The organism is Hymenobacter elongatus (assembly GCF_004745955.1).
Lineage (GTDB): Bacteria > Bacteroidota > Bacteroidia > Cytophagales > Hymenobacteraceae > Hymenobacter > Hymenobacter elongatus.
This window is the reverse complement of the sequence record NZ_SRLD01000013.1, coordinates 73,718-92,031: the sequence shown is the minus strand read 5'-3', so window position 1 is coordinate 92,031 and position 18,314 is coordinate 73,718. Positions and strand designations below refer to the sequence as shown.

Below are 18,314 nucleotides of genomic sequence, written 5' to 3'. Positions count from 1 at the left end.
CCCAACTTCAGTTCCCCGCTTTTTGTATGCAGCAGAATCCCACTTGCCGGCAAATCATCCTCGTCGGGGCTGGGCGGGTAGCTCAGCACCTCGGGCCCGCACTTTGGCGGGCAGGCCATTCCGTAACGCACGTCTGGAGCCGCACACCCGAAGCCGCCGCCACCGTAGCGGCCCAGATACCCGGCGCGACCCCCATCACCAGCCTGGATTTCCGGTTCTTACCCGTTGCTGATCTATATATAGTGTGCGTCCCGGACGGAGTGGTGCCGGCGGTGCTGGCCACTGCTGCTTTTCCGCCGATGGCTCTGGTGGTACATACCGCCGGAGCCTTGCCTGTCGCAGTGTTCGAGCCCTACCCGGCACTGCGTGGTGGCGTATTCTATCCGCTCCAAACTTTCAGCGCGGGGCGTAGTATCGAGTGGGCTTCCGTACCTATATGTATAGAAGCCGCCACCGCCGTCGACCAGGAAATGTTAGTGCAAGTAGCCCGTAGTATAAGTCAAGTAGTAGAACTAGTGGCTACCCCGCAACGCCAAACCCTGCATGTAGCGGCAGTATTTGCCTGCAACTTCACCAATCATTTGCTCGGTATCGGGCATGTGCTGCTGCAAGAAGCAAACCTGTCATTTACTCTGCTTGAGCCACTCGTGCGGGAAACGGTGCAGAAAGCACTGGCTCACTCGCCTTTCACGGTGCAAACCGGCCCCGCTGTACGGCAGGATGTGGTTACACTGGAGCGACACCGGTCCTTGCTGCCCGCGCATCCGGCCTGGCTGGCAATTTATAACCAGTTAACTGCCAGCATTCAAGCCGAGTACGGTAAGGCTGCGCCAAACAACCCAGGGACACTGCCGCTTTAATTACGGGCCGGGGTGCGTACCTTTGCACCAAATTCTGCCCCGCTCAAGTTTCTACTCCGTGAAAGTCGTCAACATTACCTTCCAATTTCAAGATGGCCAGTCCGACCAGACGCACGTAGCAGCGGAAGGCGAATCGGTACTGGATGTCGCTTTGAACAATGGAATTCAGCTGCAGCACAATTGCGGCGGCGTCTGCGGCTGCAGCACCTGCCACGTGTATGTGCTGCGCGGCGAAAATGATTTGCCTGAAATCAGTGATAAAGAAGAAGATTTTATTGACCGGGCCGTAAACCCGCGCATCAACTCGCGCCTGGGCTGCCAGTGTGTGGTGCAAGGCAATGAGGACGTCGTGATTCTATTGCCCCGCCAGGAGTTCCTGGGCCACTAAACAAGCGGCTCGTTTTCACCCATCTACTTGCCATACCGCTGCCAGCTACTCGCTATCAGCTCTACGTTTGCTTTCCTATGACCCATTTTGAGCTCCCCATCCATTGGAACGACCACGAGGACATTGCTATGGCCTTGTATGAGAAGTTCGGCGCTGAGTTTGACGAAGCCAAAATCTACCGAATCAGGTTTACTGATTTGCTGGAGTGGGTGCTCAGCCTGCCCCACTTCGTCGGCACCCGCGAGCAGGCCACCGAAGGCCACCTGGAGCAGGTGCAGGCGAAGTGGGTATACGAATGGCGCGATAATCAAAACTAGGAGTTTCCTCAAAATCAGGCACTGAACAGGCAAGCACCGCTGTTGCCACCGCAGTCCGCCGCCAATTCGATTTTCACTCCCCTGTTTGCTATGAGTAAGAACGGTACCAGCCCGGATTTATCAGCTATCAAAGCCTTTATATTCGATGTCGACGGCGTACTGACCGACGGAACCCTGTTGGCGCTCAACTCCGGAGAGCAGGCCCGCGCTTTTCATATTCGCGACGGGTACGCCATTCGACACGCCCTGGCACGCGGCTACCGGGTCATCGTTATCTCGGGCCGGGAGGAAGAAGGTGTGCGCCGCCGCCTCGAGTCGCTGGACGTGCACGATATCTTCTTGGGCGTGGATGACAAGATGAAAATATTCAACACCTACATTAATACCTACCGCCTCGACCCCGACCATATTGCCTACATGGGCGACGACATGCCCGATATCGAGGTAATGCGCCGCTGCGCCGTGGCGGCTTGCCCCGCTGACGCCGCCGCCGACGTGCAGCAAATCAGCAACTACAAGGCGGCGCTGCCCGGCGGCCAAGGCGCCGTGCGCGAACTGGTGGAGGCGGTGATGAAGCTGCAGCAGACCTGGTATTAACGGGCCTCTTTTTCAGCCTATTGCTGATTCGTGATAGGCATTAGAACGCTCCAATCCTGGTTGCGGATTTCCAAAATCCCTTTATATTTACCCAAACATCCTTTCATCACTTTCTTTCTATTTCATGAAAACAGGAACCGTAAAATTCTATAATGAGTCGAAGGGCTACGGCTTCATTACAGATGATGAAACGAAGGAAGATTTCTTCGTTCACGTAACCGGCCTAAACGGGGGCCAGATTCAGCAGAATGACCGGGTGGAATTTGAAACGCAGGAAGGCCGCAAAGGCGTTAATGCCGTGAATGTGAAGCGCGTATAAGCACTGTATCTACTTAAGTTGTTGCTTTGTAGAAAGCCTCTTCCTCAGGAGAGGCTTTCTTTTTGGGGCTGCTCCGGCCCAGGCGGGGATACTCCCGATGCATCTTTGTCGCAGCACTATCTTTCGTTTTATGGCGCATTCTTCCTCCAATCCGGTTGCAGCGGCTCCGGCCGGGCCGGGTGGCTGGCAGGCGCTATTGCGCTTGATTCGCTTCCCAAACCTGCTCATTATGGCGCTCTGCCTGGTGCTGGTGCAGATTTGCCTGCTACATCCCGGGCAAGCCGGGGCGGCGGCGGTGCTGTCGGGGCGCTTCCTGCTGCTGGCGGTGGCCGCGCTGAGCATCGCGGCGGCTGGCTACATTATCAACGACTATTACGACGTCAAGATTGATGTCATCAACCGCCCCGATCGGCTGGTAGTGGGGCGCGTGGTGAACCGGCGGCATGCAATGTTGGCGCATCTGGTGCTGTCGGGGATAGGGGTGGTAGTGGCCGGAGCCCTGTCGCCGGTTTTGGGCGTGGTGAATCTGGGCTCGGCCTTGCTGCTCTGGGGCTATTCGGCCCGCTTCAAGCGTCTGGCGCTGGTCGGCAACGTCAGCATCGGCATGCTGACCAGTGCGCTGGTACTACTGCCCGAATTGCAGCTGCGCACAGGCAAATCTATTGTGTGGATCTACGCGCTGGCTGCTTTTCTGCTGATGGTGATACGTGAGATTTTGAAGGACGTGGAAGATATGCGCGGCGACGCGCAACACGACTGTCATACGCTGCCCATCGTGTGGGGTGTGGCCCGCACCAAGTGGGCCGTGGCCTTTTTCCTGCTGAATATGGTGCTGCTGGTAGCTGGGGCTACTGCCCAATGCTTTTATCAGCACCAGTGGGCGCTGGGCGGCTGGCTGCTCGTCACGGTACTGGGGCCATTGCTGCTATTAGGCCGCTATCTGGTCCGGGCCGACCGCCGCCGCGACTTCGCCCAACTGAGCGCGTGGTGTAAGTGGATTATGCTGGCCGGCGTGCTGTCGATGCTATTGGTGGCACTCGACTAAAACCGTAGGCGAGGCGCTTGCGTTAGGTAAGCTGATCCGTGCCTGCATAGCTTTGCGCCTTCTAGTTTCAAGCCTCCCTTATGCGTTTTCTGTATTCACTGCTAGCATTCAGTTTGCTGGCTATAGGGGCTCGTGCCCAAACTACGCCTGCCGCTTCTGCCGCCCCCGATTCTGCCGCCCCCGCTTCTGCCGCCCGGCCGCCTGCAACTGCCCCCAAGCCAGAGGGCAAGTTTGCAAAACTCTTTGCCGCTAGCGACAAGCCCAGCTTCGTGCCAATTCCAGTCTTGTTTTCGCAGCAGGAAACCGGCCTTGCCGGCGGCCTTTCGGTGCTGCCCGTGTGGCGCTTCGGCACCGATACGACTACCCGCAAGTCCAACGCCCGGTTTGTGGGTTGGGTCAGCCAGAAAAAGCAAACCAGCCTGCAAGTCACTCACAACGTCTTTACGCCCGGCGAAAAGCTGTATTTGCTGGGGGAGCTTAGTTACTACGATGTCAATTTCTTCTTTTACGGCATCGGCAACGACACTCGCAAGGCCGACGAATCGGAGGTAGCGTACAAGCTCTTTATTTTCAACCAACGGGTGATGCCCCGCATCGCGCCCAACTGGTTTGCCGGCCTGCAATACCGCTTCACGGGGCTGCGCGATGTGAAATACGACCAGTCGGGCGAAGGAGGAAAAGTGAATAAGTTTCAGACGGATCTGACCGCAGGCCGCATTTCGGCGCTCGAAGCCACGGGAGGCAACACCTCCGGCTTTGGCCCCGCCATACTCTACGACGGCCGCGACAACGTGCTGGCTACGTACCGCGGCCAATACCTGCACATGCACAGTTTGTTCACCGGCAAATATGTCGGCAGTGACTATACCTTCAGCCGGTTTCAGGTGGATGCGCGTCACTTTCAGCCGTTGTTTGGCACCACTAAAACCATTTTGGCGCTCCAGTACCTGGGGCAGTTTCACGCGGGCGGCAAAGTGCCTTTCCGGGAGCTTAGCGCATTTGGTGCCGACCTCGGCGGCTCCATCTACAACTACGCCACGCTGATGCGCGGTATCTACGAAGGCCGCTTCCGCGACCGGCAGATGATGACCGTGCAGGGCGAGATTCGCCGCAAGCTTTTCTGGCGCTTCGACGGAGCCGTGTTTGGGGCCGTAGGTGAGGTGGCCAATCAACTCGATGATTTCTCCTTCGCCGGTATGAAGTATGCTGCTGGCGTAGGGGGGCGTTTCCAATTCAACCGTCGCGACCGGCTCAATCTGCGCCTCGACTACGGGGTAGGCTCTGGGGGCAACTCTGGTGTCTACTTCTCGGTGGGCGAGGCGTTCTAAGCCACTATTTTGCTTTCTACAAAAAGGCTCTTTGATAGTGTTGAAGGAGCCTTTTTGCAGGATTTCGGCCAGCTATCAAATCGGGTGCCGACTTGCGTAGACCGGCCCAAAGCGCTGCCTCGGGGTACGGCCAAACTCGTATCTTCCGACTCGCTGGCGGCCTCGCAACGCGGAATTTGCGGCCCGTCAAGTAGTAAGCTCTTTTCTTTGATAGTACCATATGCGCATTCTTTATTCGCTTTTACTGTCGTCGGTGTTGCTGGTGCCCGCTGCTCGTGCCCAAACCGCGCCTACCAATTCCGACAGCGCAAAAGTGGTAGCGCAGCCAGCTCTGGCAAAGCGCGAGAAGCCTAGCTTCATTCCGTTTCCTATTATGTTTTCGCAGCCCGAAACCGGCCTGGGCTACGGCCTGGCCGTGCTGCCGGTGTGGCGCTTCGGGGCGGACACGCTGAGCCGCAAATCCAATGCCCGGCTAATAGCCTGGCGCACCCAGAAGAACCAGAGTCTGGTGCAGCTGGCGCACAATATTTTCACGCCCGGCGAGCAGTTCCTGATTACCGGCGAACTAAGCTACTACTACAATTTTCCCATCAACTACTACGGCTTTGGCCCCAATACCAGCCGCGACGACAAATCTGTTATTGAATATAAAGTGCTCATTTTCAATGAGCGGGTGCTGCGCCAAGTGCAGCGCAATGTGTTTGTAGGCCTGCAGTACCGCCGCACCGAGCTACGGGATGTAGCAGTCAACGCCAACATTGATCAGGGCAGCCCGGCAGAGCAGCCCAGCTTACTACTGCAGCGGCCTGCCCGCGAATACCAGCAGGGTACCACCGTCTCCGGCCTCGGCCCGTCGCTTCTCTACGATGGGCGCGACAATATTCTGAGTACCTACAAAGGCAATTACCTGGAAATGGCGGCCTTGTTCAACGGTAGCCCGCTGGGCAGCAACTACCGCTTTAGCCGCTATCTGCTCGATGCCCGCCACTTCCGGCCCCTGGACAAAGACAACAAGACTATTCTGGCAACCCAGCTGGTAGGGCAGTTTCACACGGGCACCGTTCCGTTTCGGGAGCTGGCTAACATCGGCGGCGAAAAAATACTGCGAGGCTACTACGAAGGCCGCTACCGCGACCGGCAAATGGTATCGGCACAAGCTGAAGTGCGCCGGGCTTTGTTCTGGCGCTTCAACGGGGTGCTCTTCGGCAGCGTGGGCCAGGTTGGGGACAACATAGGAGAGCTGGGTAACAATGATCTGAAAGTCACAGGCGGGGCCGGGTTGCGTTTCAAATTCAACCGGCAGGACCGCCTCAATATCCGCATCGACTACGGCTATGGCCGCGACGGTTCCTCGGGCCTCTATTTCAGTATTGGCGAGGCTTTTTAACCGTATTGGCTCCAGGGAGAGTCCGCTGAAGGTATTAGTAACAGCCTTTAGTAATCATAGGAGGAGCATTTGGTGGCAAGCATACGTGTGTCTTAGGTGCCACCGCGAATCATAGATTTCGACCTGGCCCGGCACTCTTACCATGCACACCCGCAGTAGGAACCTGATAAGGGCCTGTTTCTTGGAAATATCCCGCCGCAAGCCCTATCCTATGACGTAGGTAGCCCGTACAACTGGCTGATGACGCACGTTTCCCCCGCCCGCTTTCACGCGGCTCATGAAGCCACCGCCTCGGCAGTTGTTCCCGGCTTGCACATTATTATCCCACCGGCACCGGAAATGCGGGCCGTGGTAGTTATTCCGGTGAAGGATGAAGCCGATAATCTGCCCCAAACCCTCGCCGCCCTCGCCGCCCAGCTCGACTTGTGCGGCCAGCCGCTGAGTCCACGGTTTTTCGAGGTTATCGTGCTGGCTAATAACTGCCAGGACCATAGCGCGGCGGTAGCGCGGCGCTTTGCCCAGCTTCACCCAGCCCTTCCTATTCATGTGGTCGAAATCACCCTGCCGCCAACCGAGGCCCATATTGGCCGGGCGCGCCGGTTGCTGATGGATGAAGCCTGCCGCCGCTTGGAGCTGATTACTAGTGCTGACGGCTTCATTGCCAGCACCGACGGCGACACCCGCGTGGCCGCCGACTGGCTGGCTGCCACGCACGCCGAGCTGACAGCTCACCGGGCTGCTGCCGTGTGTGGCCGCATCCTGACGCCCGCCCGCGACAAACAGTGCGTTGTGCGGCGCTATCATCTGCGCGATGCTTCCTACCGCCTCCTGCGCGCCCGCCTCGAAGCTGAGCTGGACCCCAACTCGGCGGACCCGTGGCCGCGCCATCACCAGCATTTCGGGGCCAGCTTTGCCATCACGGCGGTTGCGTATCGGCGGGTAGGCGGCTTGCCCGTGGTGCCTTATCTGGAAGACGAAGCGCTGTACCGGGCCTTGCAGCGCCACGACCTGCGGGTGCGGCACAGCCCGGCAGTGCGCGTTTTTACCTCCGACCGCCACGAGGGCCGCGTGGCAGTGGGCTTGTCGTGGCAGCTGCGCGAATGGGCGGCCCTGGGCGCGAAGCAGCAGGAGCCTTTGGTGGCCAGTACGCCCAGCCTCGTGGCCACGCTCACGGCGCGCCGCCAGCTGCGCCGACTGTGGCAGCAGGCCCAACTGACCGGAGCAGCTGACGTGATTTCGGACGAGCAAAACAGAGCCCTCGGGCAGCTGGCTGACTTTCTGGGCGTGTCGGCCGTTCCTTTGTCCTTGCAGCTGCGGCAGGCTGCTTTCTTTGGCGAATTGTGGGAATGGGCAGAGCAGGAGCCCCTAGCCAACGCCGCCTGGACGCAGCGCTGGTGCCCGGTGCCCCTCAGCCAGGGGCTGCACGAGCTGCGGCAGGAGCTGGCCGCGTCGGCACGAATGGTTTTCTAATTCTTCTCCAGCACGTCGAGACGGTAGGTTTCGTGGCGGAAGCCGTGTAACTGGCGCATTGAAGCTAGTGGGCCCGCCTCCCGCAGGAAATAGTCGTGTACCTCGTCGCCGGTGAGTGGGTAGTCATGCACGGGCGGTGTCCAGTGCACCAGTAGCAGCTGCCCGCCCGGCACTAGCGACTGGAGCAGCCGCTCGGCCGTGCGGGCCAAATCCGGCCCCGACCAATAATAGCCCACTTCCGATAAAACTATCAGATCGAAAGCGGTAGTTGGGAACTCCTCCGGCAAGCTCATTTGCTGAAATTCTACCTGCGGCAAATACGCACAGCGCATCCGCGCTTTTTTCAATGGGGCCGCTGCTACATCGATTGCCAATAGGTGTGCGCACCGTACCGCCAACTGCTCGGTAAGCACCCCGAGCGAGCAGCCTACTTCGAAGGCCCGCGCATAGTGCGGGCGTGGCAGCGCCGCTAACGAGGTCGCATATTTCTCCCGCTCATACGGGCTGGTTTCGAAATGCCAGGGGTCTTCGTTGGCCCGATATACATCGTCGAAATAGCCGGCGGGCAGCGTGTGGGGCTGGTTGGTGTTCATAGAAGAGAAGACGCTAATCAATTTGAAAGTCAGCCTGGTCTACGCTGGCCAAGAGTCGAAATACACTTCGAAAGGCTGCGCAAAGTGAGCCAGCATGTGGTCGGATAGCTGAAAGCCGGTGGGGTCGTCATCAATCAAATTGGTGAGCTGGGAGCGGTGCGCGGCTATGGCCTGCTGTTTGCGCGCCAGCACTGACTCGATGTTGAGCCGCCAACCCTGTGCTTCTTCCGGCCGGGGCAAATCGTCGGGTGCGGCCCGCTCCCAGGCCCACACCACGTATTCCAGCACGCGCGGCGGCACGGCCAGGGTGCGCAGGGCCGCCGCTGCTATCTGGCTGGTGGCGCGGTGGTCGGGGTGAGGGTCGCGCCGCCAGGGCACCAGCAGGGTAGCGGGCTTTGTCTGTTCCAGATGAGCCCGTAGCCGGCCCACGGCTTCGGCGAAACCAGCCCTGGCAGTGGTCGGAACCGCCCCGTCGGGTAGACGCATGAGCAGTGTGTCGCTCGTGGCCACCCCCAGAATAGCCAATGCTTCCCGCAGCTCTGCTTCCCGCAACGCCTGCCGGGCCGCCGCCGGAAACTTTCGGGAATTAGGGTGCGACATCGTACCGTCGCTCACCAGCACTGTGTGCACCGGCTCGCCTGCCTGCCGCAGCAATGCCAGCAACCCGCCGCAGCCCAACGACTCATCATCGGGGTGGGGAATAATAATCAGTGTTGGGCCGAGCGTGGCGGCGTAGCTGGCCGGGCGCTCAGGTAAGCTCATGAAAGAAAATCCCGACTCAGTCATGCTGCCACAGAGAATAGGCCGGAGTGGTTTGTTCGAGCACGAAGCGGCCGGCATCGGCAACGGCGGCATCGGGGGCGGGCTGGCGCAGATAGTGGGTCAGGTCGCGGTGCAGGCGCTCGAAGGGCTCGGGGCGCAGCAGGCCACGAGCTCCCACACACCGCTCGGCCAACTGGAGGGTGCGCAAGCAAATATCCTCGATGGCCGTGCGCATGAGGTTGGCGTAGGCCACGGTAGCGTCAGCATTAGCGTCGGCATCGGGGCGGCTGGCGTGGTCGGCGGCTCCGCGCAGCCACAGGTTACCGCTTTCGATCAGCACCGCCAACTCGCCCAGGCGCATGCGCTGGTAGGGGTCGTCGGTGCGGCCGGTGTCGCGCAAAAAGCGGCGGGTTTCGTCGAATACTGCCTCTGCCCCGCCCAGCTGCACCGCCGCAAACCGAATAGCGCCCCCACTGAAGCCCGGCTGCTGGTAATAGTCGCCGGGCTGGCCCAGCAAATCCTCGGGCCCGACTTCTGCATTCGTCAAATCGACCCGGAAGCTGGCCGTGGCCTGCATGCCCAGCGGCTGCCAGAACGAGGGGTCTACAGTCGTTGGCTGCTCATCGGTGGGCAAAATGAACATCTGCCAGCTGCCATCGGGCAGCGCACCCGTGATGAGCGGCCGCGTCAGGTGCCCGGCTCCCGAGCCGAAGGTCTTGCTGCCGTGTAGGCGGAAGCGCCCGTTGGGCAGGGCCTCCAGCCGCACGCCATCCTGGGCCTGGGTGTTCCAGACGCCGAATAAATGGCCTTTTCGAGCATCCGCCGCCCATTTTTTGATTTGCTCCGCCCGCCCGTGTCGTTGCATGAGCATCAGCGCGTTGGCGTGGCCTTCATACACGCGCCCTACAGCCAGATTTCCTCGCCCCACGTGCCGGAGCGTTTGCAGCAGCTCGAGGGTGCGATTGGGTAGCATCAGATCAGCCCCACCCAAGTCGCCGGACAGCGGCGCGGTGAGCAGACTTGCCGTTCGCAACCACCGGAATTCTTCTTCAGGAAAGCCGCCAACCTGATCTGAGGCGGCAGCTTGCTGCGCCAGGCGGGGCGCCAGGGCCGCTGCCGCCATCGGCGGGGAGAAAACGGCTGCTTCTACTACTTCCGTATCCGATGATTCGCTAAGAGTAATTTCTGAAGCAGGCTGCTCCAGCAGGGGAGAAATGAGCTCAGCAGGCATGAAAACAACGTAAAAGGAATGAATGAGTAAGCAGAAAAGCGCCGAATGAAACCGGTAGCAGGCGCTGCGGGGTGGTTTGGCTTCTTGTACGGGTCCGCAACCGGAATGGATCAGCATAACAATTCAGTAACATGGTCAGTTGGCTCGACGGCGGTGGGCGGACTACCTTCGCGCCGTCAATCGTTCAGACCAAACCATTCTTGCTATGCTGCAGCCCATTCGCTCCGCCCTTGTTTCCGTCTATTACAAAGACCGTTTGGAGCCGCTGGTGGCGCTGCTGAAAGAACACGGAGTGAAGCTGTACTCTACGGGTGGCACGCAGCAATTTCTGGAGCAGCAGGGCGCTGAAGTAACCGCCGTTGAGAGCCTGACGGGCTTTCCGGCCGTGTTTGGAGGCCGCGTCAAAACGCTGCACCCGAAGGTGTTTGGCGGCATTCTGCACCGCCGGCACGAGGCCAGCGACCTGCAAGAAGCCGAGCAGCACGAGATTCCGCCCATCGACCTGGTTATCGTCGACTTGTATCCGTTCGAGGAAACCGTATCGTCTGGAGCCGACGAAGCCGAGGTGATTGAGAAAATAGACATCGGGGGCATTTCTCTGCTGCGGGCCGCCGCCAAAAACTACCGCGACGTGCTCGTCGTGAGTAGCCGCGAGCAGTACGAGGCCGTGACAGAGCTGCTACGGGCTAAAAATGGTGCTACCGACCTGGCAGACCGCCGTCACTACGCCGCCGCTGCCTTCGAAGCCACCTCGCACTACGACACGCATATTTTCAACTACCTCAGCCAGGGGACTGCCGTAGCAGGCACGGCGCTGAAAGTCAGCCAGAAACCCGCTACCAGCTTGCGCTACGGCGAAAACCCGCACCAGGCCGGCACTTTCTACGGCGACCTGTCGGCGCTCTTCGATCAGCTGCACGGCAAGCAGCTGAGCTACAATAACCTGGTGGATGTAGACGCGGCCGTGCTGCTGATGCAGGAATTCCAGGACGGCCAGCCGACCTGCGCCATCCTCAAGCACACCAACGCCTGCGGCATTGCCCAGGCCGCCACCGTGGCCGAAGCCTACGCCCACGCCCTGGCCTGCGACCCGGTGTCGGCTTTTGGAGGCGTTATCATTCTGAACAAGCCGGTGGATGAAGCTACGGCTCAGGAGCTTAATAAGCTGTTTTTCGAAGTACTGATTGCCCCTGAGTTTACCGCCGAAGCCCTGCCAGTTCTGCAGAGCAAGAAAAACCGCATTCTGCTGCGCCAAAAGCCCGTTGCGTTTCCTGACAAGCAGGTGAAAACGCTGCTCAACGGCGTGATTGAGCAGGACTTTGACCGCCAGACCGAAACTGCCGCCGACTTCAACGTGGTAACGCAGTCGGCCCCGACGGCGGCTGAAACCGAGGCGCTGGTTTTCGCGGCCAAAGTCTGCAAACACACCAAGAGCAATACCATCGTGCTGGCCCGGGCCGGGCAGTTGCTGGCTTCCGGGGTGGGCCAAACCTCGCGCGTGGATGCCCTGAAGCAGGCCATCGAAAAAGCCCGCGCTTTCGGCTTCGATCTGCAGGGCGCCGTTATGGCCTCCGATGCCTTCTTCCCCTTTCCCGACTGCGTGGAAATTGCCGGCGCGGCCGGCATCCGGGCCGTGGTACAGCCCGGTGGCTCCATCAAAGATGCCGATAGCATTGCCGCCTGCGACCAGTTGGGCATGGCCATGGTCATGACCGGCGTGCGCCACTTTAAACATTAGTTTTTTCCTGTCATTGCGAGGACGAAGGACGAAGCAATCCGTCCGCTGAAATGTAAAAAGCCTTACTAGCCCACGAAGCCCTGATGTATGCGTACGTCAGGGCTTTGCGGTAAAAAGGAGCTTCGTGCATTTCAGCGGACGGATTCCTTCGCTTTGCTCGCAATGACAGGTTGTGGCCGCCAGCAATGCCAGGAGTGTGCCGGCTGTGCTTCGGCTAAACTTATGTACTTTTGCGCCCACTTTGCACGGAGCTAATCCGCGCATTCTCTCCTAATTGCCGCTACTCAATGGGTTTCTTCAACTTCCTTACCAGCGACATCGCCATTGACCTGGGGACGGCCAATACGCTCATTATTCACAACGATATTATCGTGGTGGACGAGCCGAGCATCATCGCCAAAGACCGCACGACCAACAAAGTAATTGCCGTGGGCCGGCAAGCGCAGCAGATGCACGAGAAGACCCACGATAACATCAAAACCATCCGGCCCCTGAAGGACGGCGTAATTGCCGACTTCCACGCCGCCGAGGAAATGATTAAGGGCATGATTAAGATGATTGACACCCGTCGTCGCTTGTTTCAGCCCTCGCACCGCATGGTTATCTGCATTCCCTCGGGTATCACGGAAGTGGAGAAGCGCGCTGTGCGTGACTCCGCCGAGCACGCCGGGGCCAAGGAGGTGTGGATGATTCAGGAGCCCATGGCCGCCGCCATCGGCATCGGCATCGACGTGGAGCAGCCCATCGGCTCCATGATTATCGACATCGGGGGCGGCACCACCGAAATTGCGGTTATTGCTCTGTCGGGCATTGTCTGCGACCAGTCTATCAAAACGGCCGGCGACGTCTTCAACCAGGATATTCTGGACTACATGCGCCGCCAGCACAACCTGCTGATCGGGGAGCGGAGTGCCGAGCGCATCAAGATTGAAGTAGGCGCGGCCCTGACCGAGCTGGACGTGACCCCGCCCGACTTCGAGGTGCGTGGCCGCGACCTGATGACTGGCATTCCGAAGGTAATCAAGGTCACGTCGTCCGAAATTGCTATTGCCCTGGATAAGTCGGTGGCCAAAATTGAGGAAGCCGTGCTGAAGGCGTTGGAGATTTCGCCGCCCGAGTTGTCGGCCGACATCTACGAAAATGGTATTCACCTGACCGGCGGCGGCGCCCTGTTGCGCGGCCTCGACAAGCGCCTGGCCGTGAAAACCAAGCTACCGATTCACATTGCCGAAGACCCATTGCGCGCCGTCGTGCGTGGTACGGGCAAGGCTATCAAGGATATTCAGGCTTTCAAAGGCGTACTACTGACCTAAACAAAGCAGAAGTGCAGGAGGAGGAATGAAGGCGGCGGTGTCCGAACTCTTCATTCCTGCTTCTGCATTCTTTCTTTCTGACCGCGACGCATGAGCAATCTTTTTACCTTCCTTTTCCGCTACCGGGGCATCCTGGTATTCGGGCTGTTGGAGGTGCTGAGCTTGTTTTTGTACGTGCGCAACAGTTCCTATCAGCGGGCTGCTTTTTTTAACTCAGCTAATGCCTATACCGGCCAGGTGTTGGCTACCCGCACCCGGGTGTACGACTATTTCCGGTTGATTGAAGTAAACCAAGGCTTGGTGGCGGAAAACGCTGTGTTGCGCCAGCAACTCTACCGCCCCGACGGGGCTGGTCGGGTGGCCGATTCGCTGCCCGTCGCCAAGGATAGCCTCACGCAGGTACGTCTGCAGCAGCTGGGCCGCCCCGACTCGCTGTTGCTGGGGTTGCGCCAACTACCGGCCCGCGACCCGGATTATCCACTGATTCCGGCCCGAGTTATCAACAATTCCTTGCGAAAAGTGGATAACTACCTCACTCTGAACGTCGGCAGCCAGGATGGCGTGCGGCCGGGGATGGGGGTGCTGGCAGCGGGCGGCGTAGTGGGGCGCGTGAAAGTAGCCAGTGAGCATTATGCCACCGTCACGTCGGTGCTGCATTCCAAAACGTCGATTTCGGCCAAGCTCCTGCGCGACGGTACGTTTGGCAGCATCAAATGGCCCGGCGATGATCCAACACACGTGCTGCTCGACTACATTCCGAGGCAGAATAAGCTGGTGCGCGGCGACACGGTGATGACGTCGGGCTACAATGCCATTTTCCCCGAAGGCGTCATGATCGGGCAGGTGGAGTCGTTCGTGAAGGAGCCCGATAAGAATTTCTGGACGGTGCGGGTGCGCCTGGCCGTCAATTTCACCAAGCTCACCTACGTGTACGTGGTCAGCAGCCGGCCCAAAGCCGAGCGCGACACCGTAGAAGTGCGCTCCGGTATCAAACCCGAAGAGGAGGAAAAGCCGTGAGGGGAGTAGGCGACATCATTATTCAGCTGCTGCGCTTCGTGCTCTACGTGGGCCTGTACGTATTTCTGATCAGCGGCACCGACTTCGTCCTGTTCGATCTGGGGTGGTGTATTCTTTACATCGGCTTTCTGCTCTTCCTGCCCATCAGCACGCCCATCGTGGTGCAGCTGCTGATTGGGTTCGGGCTGGGCTTCGTCATCGACTTGTTTTTTGACACCGGGGGGCTGCACGCCGCTGCTGCCGTGGTGCTGGCCTACCTCCGGCCCTGGGTACTGCGCCTGCTCACCCCGCGCGACGGCTACGACTCCGCCGATTCCGCGAGCATCCATCAAATGGGCTGGCAGTGGTTCGTGGTCTATCTGGGCGTGCTGGTACTATTGCACCACACCGTCTTTTTTCTGCTTGAGCTGGGTAGCTTTCACTCCTTCGGCTTCACGCTGGCCAAAATTCTGCTCAGCACCCTCTATACCAGCCTGACGCTGCTTATTACCCAGCTGGTGTTTTTCCCCTCGCGCCGCCGCAGCCGGTAGCCACACTACCCACGCATAGCGTAGATGACGGTACGACTTAGCCGGGCCCAAAAACAGCGGCGGCTTGCCTGATTCCCGCACTTGGAATCAGGCAAGCCGCCGCTGGCATGAGTAGCTGGCTGCCCAGCGTTGCTGCCTTAGTGACCTACTACGTCGTCATGCATTTTGTCGATGATGATGTAGAGCGCAGCCTTGTCGTTTTCTGATGCCTTGTTGGTGTTCAGCGAAGCTTCAAGCTGCTGGCGTCACACGCTGAATTCGTTGTTCGTGATGTTCATGCCCTTGTGGGCCGACACCATATTCATGCCTTTATAGGCAAGCGGGCCGCCGGTAGCTTCGCCCAACTGGTCGACGAAGTTATTCCGCAGACGCTGCAGGCGCAGAGGGTCCGTTGGGGCAGCACCGTTTACACCTCCTACGGCATCCAGCATCGGCTTGTGCGAGCGTAGCATCAACGAGTTAAGCGTTTTGGTTTCAGCCCCCACGTTGGCAACCAGGCCATCCACGATTGTGGCAATACCTTCCGTTTTGCCCAAACGGTCATACAGCGTCGGCGCGGGGGCCTCTTCCGCTTCGCTTTTGCCGAAGGAGCTGGTAAACATACTGCCGGCCAATAGGGCCACCATAAGTAAGGAGTGCTTCATAGAGTAGAAGCTGTTTAGAAAGTTCATTTCGGGTCATGCTGAGCTGTTCGAAGCATCTCTACCGCTTCGTTGCACGACTTGGCCGAAGCGGTAGAGATGCTTCGACTAGCTCAGCATAACGTTCTACTACAGATTTTCTACTGTCTAAACAGCTCTGTAACAGGTAAGTGAAAAAGCAACAGAGGAAAGTGGAAAACGATAAAGCCTATACGGCTACGAAAATGCGTCGCAGATTCAGGGCGAAGCGCAGACGCTCCAGCGCCAGCCCGTAGCCCGCCGGCACCGGGTACTGCCGCGCCGTTGGGTCGGGAGCAGCCACGGGCACCGGTTGCAGGGCCAGCTGTTGGCAGAGCGGTTCGGCCGTAAGTTTTTCGGGATTGTAGGCCAGGGTCAGGAGCTGCTTGTCGGGCCGGATAGCGGCGGCCGTGACGCCTGGCAGCGCGGCAGCCCGGGCTTGCAGGCGCTCGGCCTCAGCACCAGCCTGCAAGCGGGGCGTGTTCAGCATAATGAACTCCACGGGCGGGGCATACTCGTGTAGGCTGGGGTCTTCCCAGCTACTCCAAACGAACACGCACCCCAGTAGAATAGCAAGGCCTACTTGCCACGAGCGAAAACGGAAAAAAGACGGATTGCGCACGAGGCGAAAAATTAGATCTGCGGCTTAATGGTGAAGTTACGGGCCACGGTAAAGCCGAAATACAAGTCGCCTTTGAAGAAATTGCCAGTGGTTTCAGACACGAAGAACTTCTCCGTCATCCCCAGCGAGTTGGTCACGTGCAGCTGGAAAATGTGTCCGCCGGTTTCGATATCAACACCCAATCCCAAGGCGTTGCGCACGCCAGTGGGCTTATTGCCTGGTAGCAGGTAGTAGTAATCGGCCGTCAGCACGGTGCGCTTCGTGATTTTCTGGCGCAAAGCTCCTCCCAAGGCGTACACATCGTTTTGCTCCGACGGAGTGGCCACGAAATTGCGGTGAATGAGCGTAGGCATCAGCTGCACTGAAAGCGCCGGGCTGAACTTGCGGGCAATGAGCGCCTGGTACGCGTACGTCACGCGGGAAGTCGTGCTACGTTCCGTGGGCGGGTTGAATTTCAGAGTAGTAATGGCAGACGAGGCAAAGAGCGTAACCGATACCGGCATGGCCCGGGCGCCGGTCGTTTGCCGCAGGGCCCGGTACTTCAAGAAGCCGTCGTAGGTTTTGTCTTGCGAGCTGCGGCCCACACCCACCGTTAGCCGGTTGGTAATGCCATACTCGAAGCTGAGGCGCAATACGGCTTGGTCGAGGCCAAACAGGTTATACGCGCCACTGTTTAGCGTGCCGAAGCGGTGCTGAATCAGGAAAGCCATGGTGCCTTCCCCCGGCGTTTCCACCGACTGCGAGTTGATGATGTGGGTGCCTTTGAAGGTAGCCGTCACCACTTCCCGCTTCTGCGGATCGGTGGTTTCTTTCTCCAGCTGGCCCAGCAGGTCATCTTGCGCGTGGGCCGCTGGTGCTACCGCCAGTAACGCTGCCCCCAGGCTAATCAAAAAGGAAAAAGAAAAAGCGTGTCGAATTGATTTCATGTAAGAAAGTACTTGGTAGGTAACTAGTTAGGGGAGGTAGAGCGAGTAACCGGGGCCGCACTGCCACCTACCGGGTCGCAGGTGAGACCCACCCGAATGCTCACGATTTTGGCAATGTTCTCGCGTACCAGCAGCGGTACCTCGATGTTGTAGTCGGCGGGCGCTACGCTGAATAAGGCGAAGGCCATTAGTTGGCCGTTTTTCAGTTCCAGCGTGCCCGGCACTGTCATGTGGTGCGTCACGCCATGCAGGGTCAGGTCGCCCTCTACCTTGACGATGTGCGAGCCCGGCGTTGCCAGAGCCGCTGCATCCAAGCCGACAAAATGCCCGGTAAAAGTGGCGCGCGGAAACTTGGTCGACTCCATGTAGTTCTCGTTGAAGTGCTCCTGCATCAGGGTGCGCTTAAACAGGAACTCCTTGACCGGCACGGAGAATGCCAGCTGGCTGGTGCTCAGGTCAAGCACTGCCGCCGCTGAGGTGTTGCGAGCCTCAATGTCCTCGATAATACTGGTGGAAAAAAAGGTGACTCTGCCCACCTTAGTCATGAACTTACCCTGCGCGCTGACGGACTGGGATGCCGTCATTAACAGCGGGATGAGCACTAAGGACAGGAGCCTCTTCATGAAAGGGGGCTTAAGAGGGAAAAAGGAACGGAACGCAACGGCATCGATAGCCGGTAGCAGGGGGGCTACTGGTGGCTAATTGTTCGGTTGGCCGGCTTCAATCCACGTCTTGATTCGCTCGATGTCGCAAGCCGGTATTTTGGCGCCGCCTTTCGGCATTGGGTCGTAGCCGGGAGCGTGCTGAATGCACCCCAGGATGAGACTGGCCGACTGGCTTTTAATGGCCTGGTACGTACTGTAATCATTGCCGCCCCCCAGCGTCTGATACACCGTCGCGCCATGGCACGAACGGCATTGGGCATCGAAAATGGGGGAGATGACTGCTGTGTAGGTGGCCGGCGTAGGATCATTGCAGGGGCTTGGCTCACTGCCCTGAGAATAGCTGCAGGCTGTGGCAAAGGCCAGGAGAGAAATGGCGACGCCGGTAAAAGCCCGCGCCGTAAGTGAAGGTAAAATTTTGCGCATTAGGCTGGTAAGAAAACGGAGAGAAAAGTCGTCGCTGAAATACTTGTACAGGACGCATAATCTCTTTGAGGGTCAAAAGTTAAAGTGTAAAGGTGACTTGGTTTAGTAATATTCGTTGAAAGTC

Annotated in this window: 21 protein-coding genes; 13 read left to right on the top strand and 8 right to left on the bottom strand. The window is 58.8% G+C overall.

The genetic code is table 11. From position 1 onward, the window contains the following. Nucleotides 1–26: 26 nt before the first annotated feature. The 9 genes from E5J99_RS08560 (at nucleotide 27) to E5J99_RS08520 (ending at nucleotide 7,711) form a co-directional block, all read left to right on the top strand. On the top strand, nucleotides 27–860 hold the full coding sequence (locus E5J99_RS08560; RefSeq protein ID WP_135497302.1) for a Rossmann-like and DUF2520 domain-containing protein: 834 nt from the start codon (nucleotides 27–29) through the stop codon (nucleotides 858–860). Nucleotides 861–918: 58 nt separating this feature from the next. Next, complete coding sequence (locus E5J99_RS08555; RefSeq protein WP_135497301.1) at nucleotides 919–1,248, top strand: 2Fe-2S iron-sulfur cluster-binding protein; 330 nt, start codon at nucleotides 919–921, stop codon at nucleotides 1,246–1,248. A 77-nt stretch (nucleotides 1,249–1,325) separates the two neighbouring features. After that, nucleotides 1,326–1,565 carry a Fe-S cluster assembly protein IscX gene (iscX, locus tag E5J99_RS08550; RefSeq protein ID WP_135497300.1) on the top strand — a complete coding sequence of 80 codons (240 nt, stop codon included), beginning with the start codon at nucleotides 1,326–1,328 and terminating at the stop codon, nucleotides 1,563–1,565. 90 nt (nucleotides 1,566–1,655) lie between these two features. Continuing rightward, on the top strand, nucleotides 1,656–2,162 hold the full coding sequence (locus tag E5J99_RS08545) for a KdsC family phosphatase (RefSeq protein WP_135497299.1): 507 nt from the start codon (nucleotides 1,656–1,658) through the stop codon (nucleotides 2,160–2,162). A 124-nt stretch (nucleotides 2,163–2,286) separates the two neighbouring features. Then, the gene (locus E5J99_RS08540; RefSeq protein ID WP_135497298.1) at nucleotides 2,287–2,481 is read left to right on the top strand and encodes a cold-shock protein; all 195 of its coding nucleotides are present in this window, start codon (nucleotides 2,287–2,289) and stop codon (nucleotides 2,479–2,481) included. Between the two features lie 130 nt (nucleotides 2,482–2,611). Next, nucleotides 2,612–3,526 (top strand): geranylgeranylglycerol-phosphate geranylgeranyltransferase, encoded by a 915-nt coding sequence (locus E5J99_RS08535; RefSeq protein WP_135497297.1) that lies wholly within the window; start codon nucleotides 2,612–2,614, stop codon nucleotides 3,524–3,526. Nucleotides 3,527–3,795: 269 nt separating this feature from the next. Next, nucleotides 3,796–4,854, top strand: a complete 1,059-nt coding sequence (locus tag E5J99_RS08530) for a BamA/TamA family outer membrane protein (protein ID WP_167852045.1) — start codon at nucleotides 3,796–3,798, stop codon at nucleotides 4,852–4,854. 220 nt (nucleotides 4,855–5,074) lie between these two features. After that, nucleotides 5,075–6,241 carry a BamA/TamA family outer membrane protein gene (locus E5J99_RS08525; RefSeq protein ID WP_135497295.1) on the top strand — a complete coding sequence of 389 codons (1,167 nt, stop codon included), beginning with the start codon at nucleotides 5,075–5,077 and terminating at the stop codon, nucleotides 6,239–6,241. 240 nt (nucleotides 6,242–6,481) lie between these two features. Continuing rightward, nucleotides 6,482–7,711 carry a glycosyltransferase gene (locus E5J99_RS08520; protein ID WP_135497294.1) on the top strand — a complete coding sequence of 410 codons (1,230 nt, stop codon included), beginning with the start codon at nucleotides 6,482–6,484 and terminating at the stop codon, nucleotides 7,709–7,711. Here the strand turns inward: E5J99_RS08520 and E5J99_RS08515 are convergent. Genes E5J99_RS08515 through E5J99_RS08505 form a run of 3 tightly spaced genes read right to left on the bottom strand, consistent with a single transcriptional unit; the run spans nucleotide 7,708 to nucleotide 10,297 of the window. Next, the gene (locus tag E5J99_RS08515) at nucleotides 7,708–8,304 is read right to left on the bottom strand and encodes a class I SAM-dependent DNA methyltransferase (RefSeq protein ID WP_135497293.1); all 597 of its coding nucleotides are present in this window, start codon (nucleotides 8,302–8,304) and stop codon (nucleotides 7,708–7,710) included. The two genes, E5J99_RS08520 and E5J99_RS08515, sit on opposite strands and share 4 nt — an antisense overlap. A 39-nt stretch (nucleotides 8,305–8,343) precedes the next feature. Beyond that, nucleotides 8,344–9,066, bottom strand: coding sequence for a PIG-L deacetylase family protein (locus E5J99_RS08510; RefSeq protein WP_210114419.1), 723 nt, complete (start codon nucleotides 9,064–9,066; stop codon nucleotides 8,344–8,346). Nucleotides 9,067–9,082: 16 nt separating this feature from the next. Then, nucleotides 9,083–10,297 (bottom strand): acyl-CoA dehydrogenase, encoded by a 1,215-nt coding sequence (locus tag E5J99_RS08505; protein ID WP_245318817.1) that lies wholly within the window; start codon nucleotides 10,295–10,297, stop codon nucleotides 9,083–9,085. 205 nt (nucleotides 10,298–10,502) lie between these two features. On the opposite strand from E5J99_RS08505, the gene purH reads away from it, so the two are divergent. The 4 genes from purH (at nucleotide 10,503) to E5J99_RS08485 (ending at nucleotide 14,895) form a co-directional block, all read left to right on the top strand. After that, on the top strand, nucleotides 10,503–12,035 hold the full coding sequence (gene purH, locus E5J99_RS08500) for a bifunctional phosphoribosylaminoimidazolecarboxamide formyltransferase/IMP cyclohydrolase (RefSeq protein WP_135497291.1): 1,533 nt from the start codon (nucleotides 10,503–10,505) through the stop codon (nucleotides 12,033–12,035). Between the two features lie 287 nt (nucleotides 12,036–12,322). After that, nucleotides 12,323–13,348 (top strand): rod shape-determining protein, encoded by a 1,026-nt coding sequence (locus E5J99_RS08495; protein WP_100339144.1) that lies wholly within the window; start codon nucleotides 12,323–12,325, stop codon nucleotides 13,346–13,348. A gap of 90 nt (nucleotides 13,349–13,438) precedes the next feature. Next, on the top strand, nucleotides 13,439–14,365 hold the full coding sequence (gene mreC / locus E5J99_RS08490; RefSeq protein ID WP_135497290.1) for a rod shape-determining protein MreC: 927 nt from the start codon (nucleotides 13,439–13,441) through the stop codon (nucleotides 14,363–14,365). Next, the gene (locus E5J99_RS08485; protein WP_245318816.1) at nucleotides 14,362–14,895 is read left to right on the top strand and encodes a hypothetical protein; all 534 of its coding nucleotides are present in this window, start codon (nucleotides 14,362–14,364) and stop codon (nucleotides 14,893–14,895) included. The genes mreC and E5J99_RS08485 overlap by 4 nt, the downstream gene beginning before the upstream one ends. Nucleotides 14,896–15,140: 245 nt before the next feature. Here the strand turns inward: E5J99_RS08485 and E5J99_RS08480 are convergent, their stop codons facing one another. The 5 genes from E5J99_RS08480 to E5J99_RS08460 form a co-directional block, all read right to left on the bottom strand. Continuing rightward, nucleotides 15,141–15,539 (bottom strand): globin family protein, encoded by a 399-nt coding sequence (locus E5J99_RS08480; protein ID WP_135497289.1) that lies wholly within the window; start codon nucleotides 15,537–15,539, stop codon nucleotides 15,141–15,143. Between the two features lie 205 nt (nucleotides 15,540–15,744). Then, entirely contained in the window at nucleotides 15,745–16,176 is a 432-nt protein-coding gene (locus E5J99_RS08475) for a hypothetical protein (protein ID WP_135497288.1), read from the bottom strand. 11 nt (nucleotides 16,177–16,187) lie between these two features. Next, nucleotides 16,188–17,102 carry a DUF5777 family beta-barrel protein gene (locus tag E5J99_RS08470; RefSeq protein ID WP_245318815.1) on the bottom strand — a complete coding sequence of 305 codons (915 nt, stop codon included), beginning with the start codon at nucleotides 17,100–17,102 and terminating at the stop codon, nucleotides 16,188–16,190. Between the two features lie 23 nt (nucleotides 17,103–17,125). Further along, on the bottom strand, nucleotides 17,126–17,686 hold the full coding sequence (locus E5J99_RS08465; RefSeq protein ID WP_245318814.1) for a YceI family protein: 561 nt from the start codon (nucleotides 17,684–17,686) through the stop codon (nucleotides 17,126–17,128). A 114-nt stretch (nucleotides 17,687–17,800) separates the two neighbouring features. Continuing rightward, nucleotides 17,801–18,190 carry a hypothetical protein gene (locus tag E5J99_RS08460; RefSeq protein ID WP_135497286.1) on the bottom strand — a complete coding sequence of 130 codons (390 nt, stop codon included), beginning with the start codon at nucleotides 18,188–18,190 and terminating at the stop codon, nucleotides 17,801–17,803. Nucleotides 18,191–18,314: the final 124 nt, after the last annotated feature.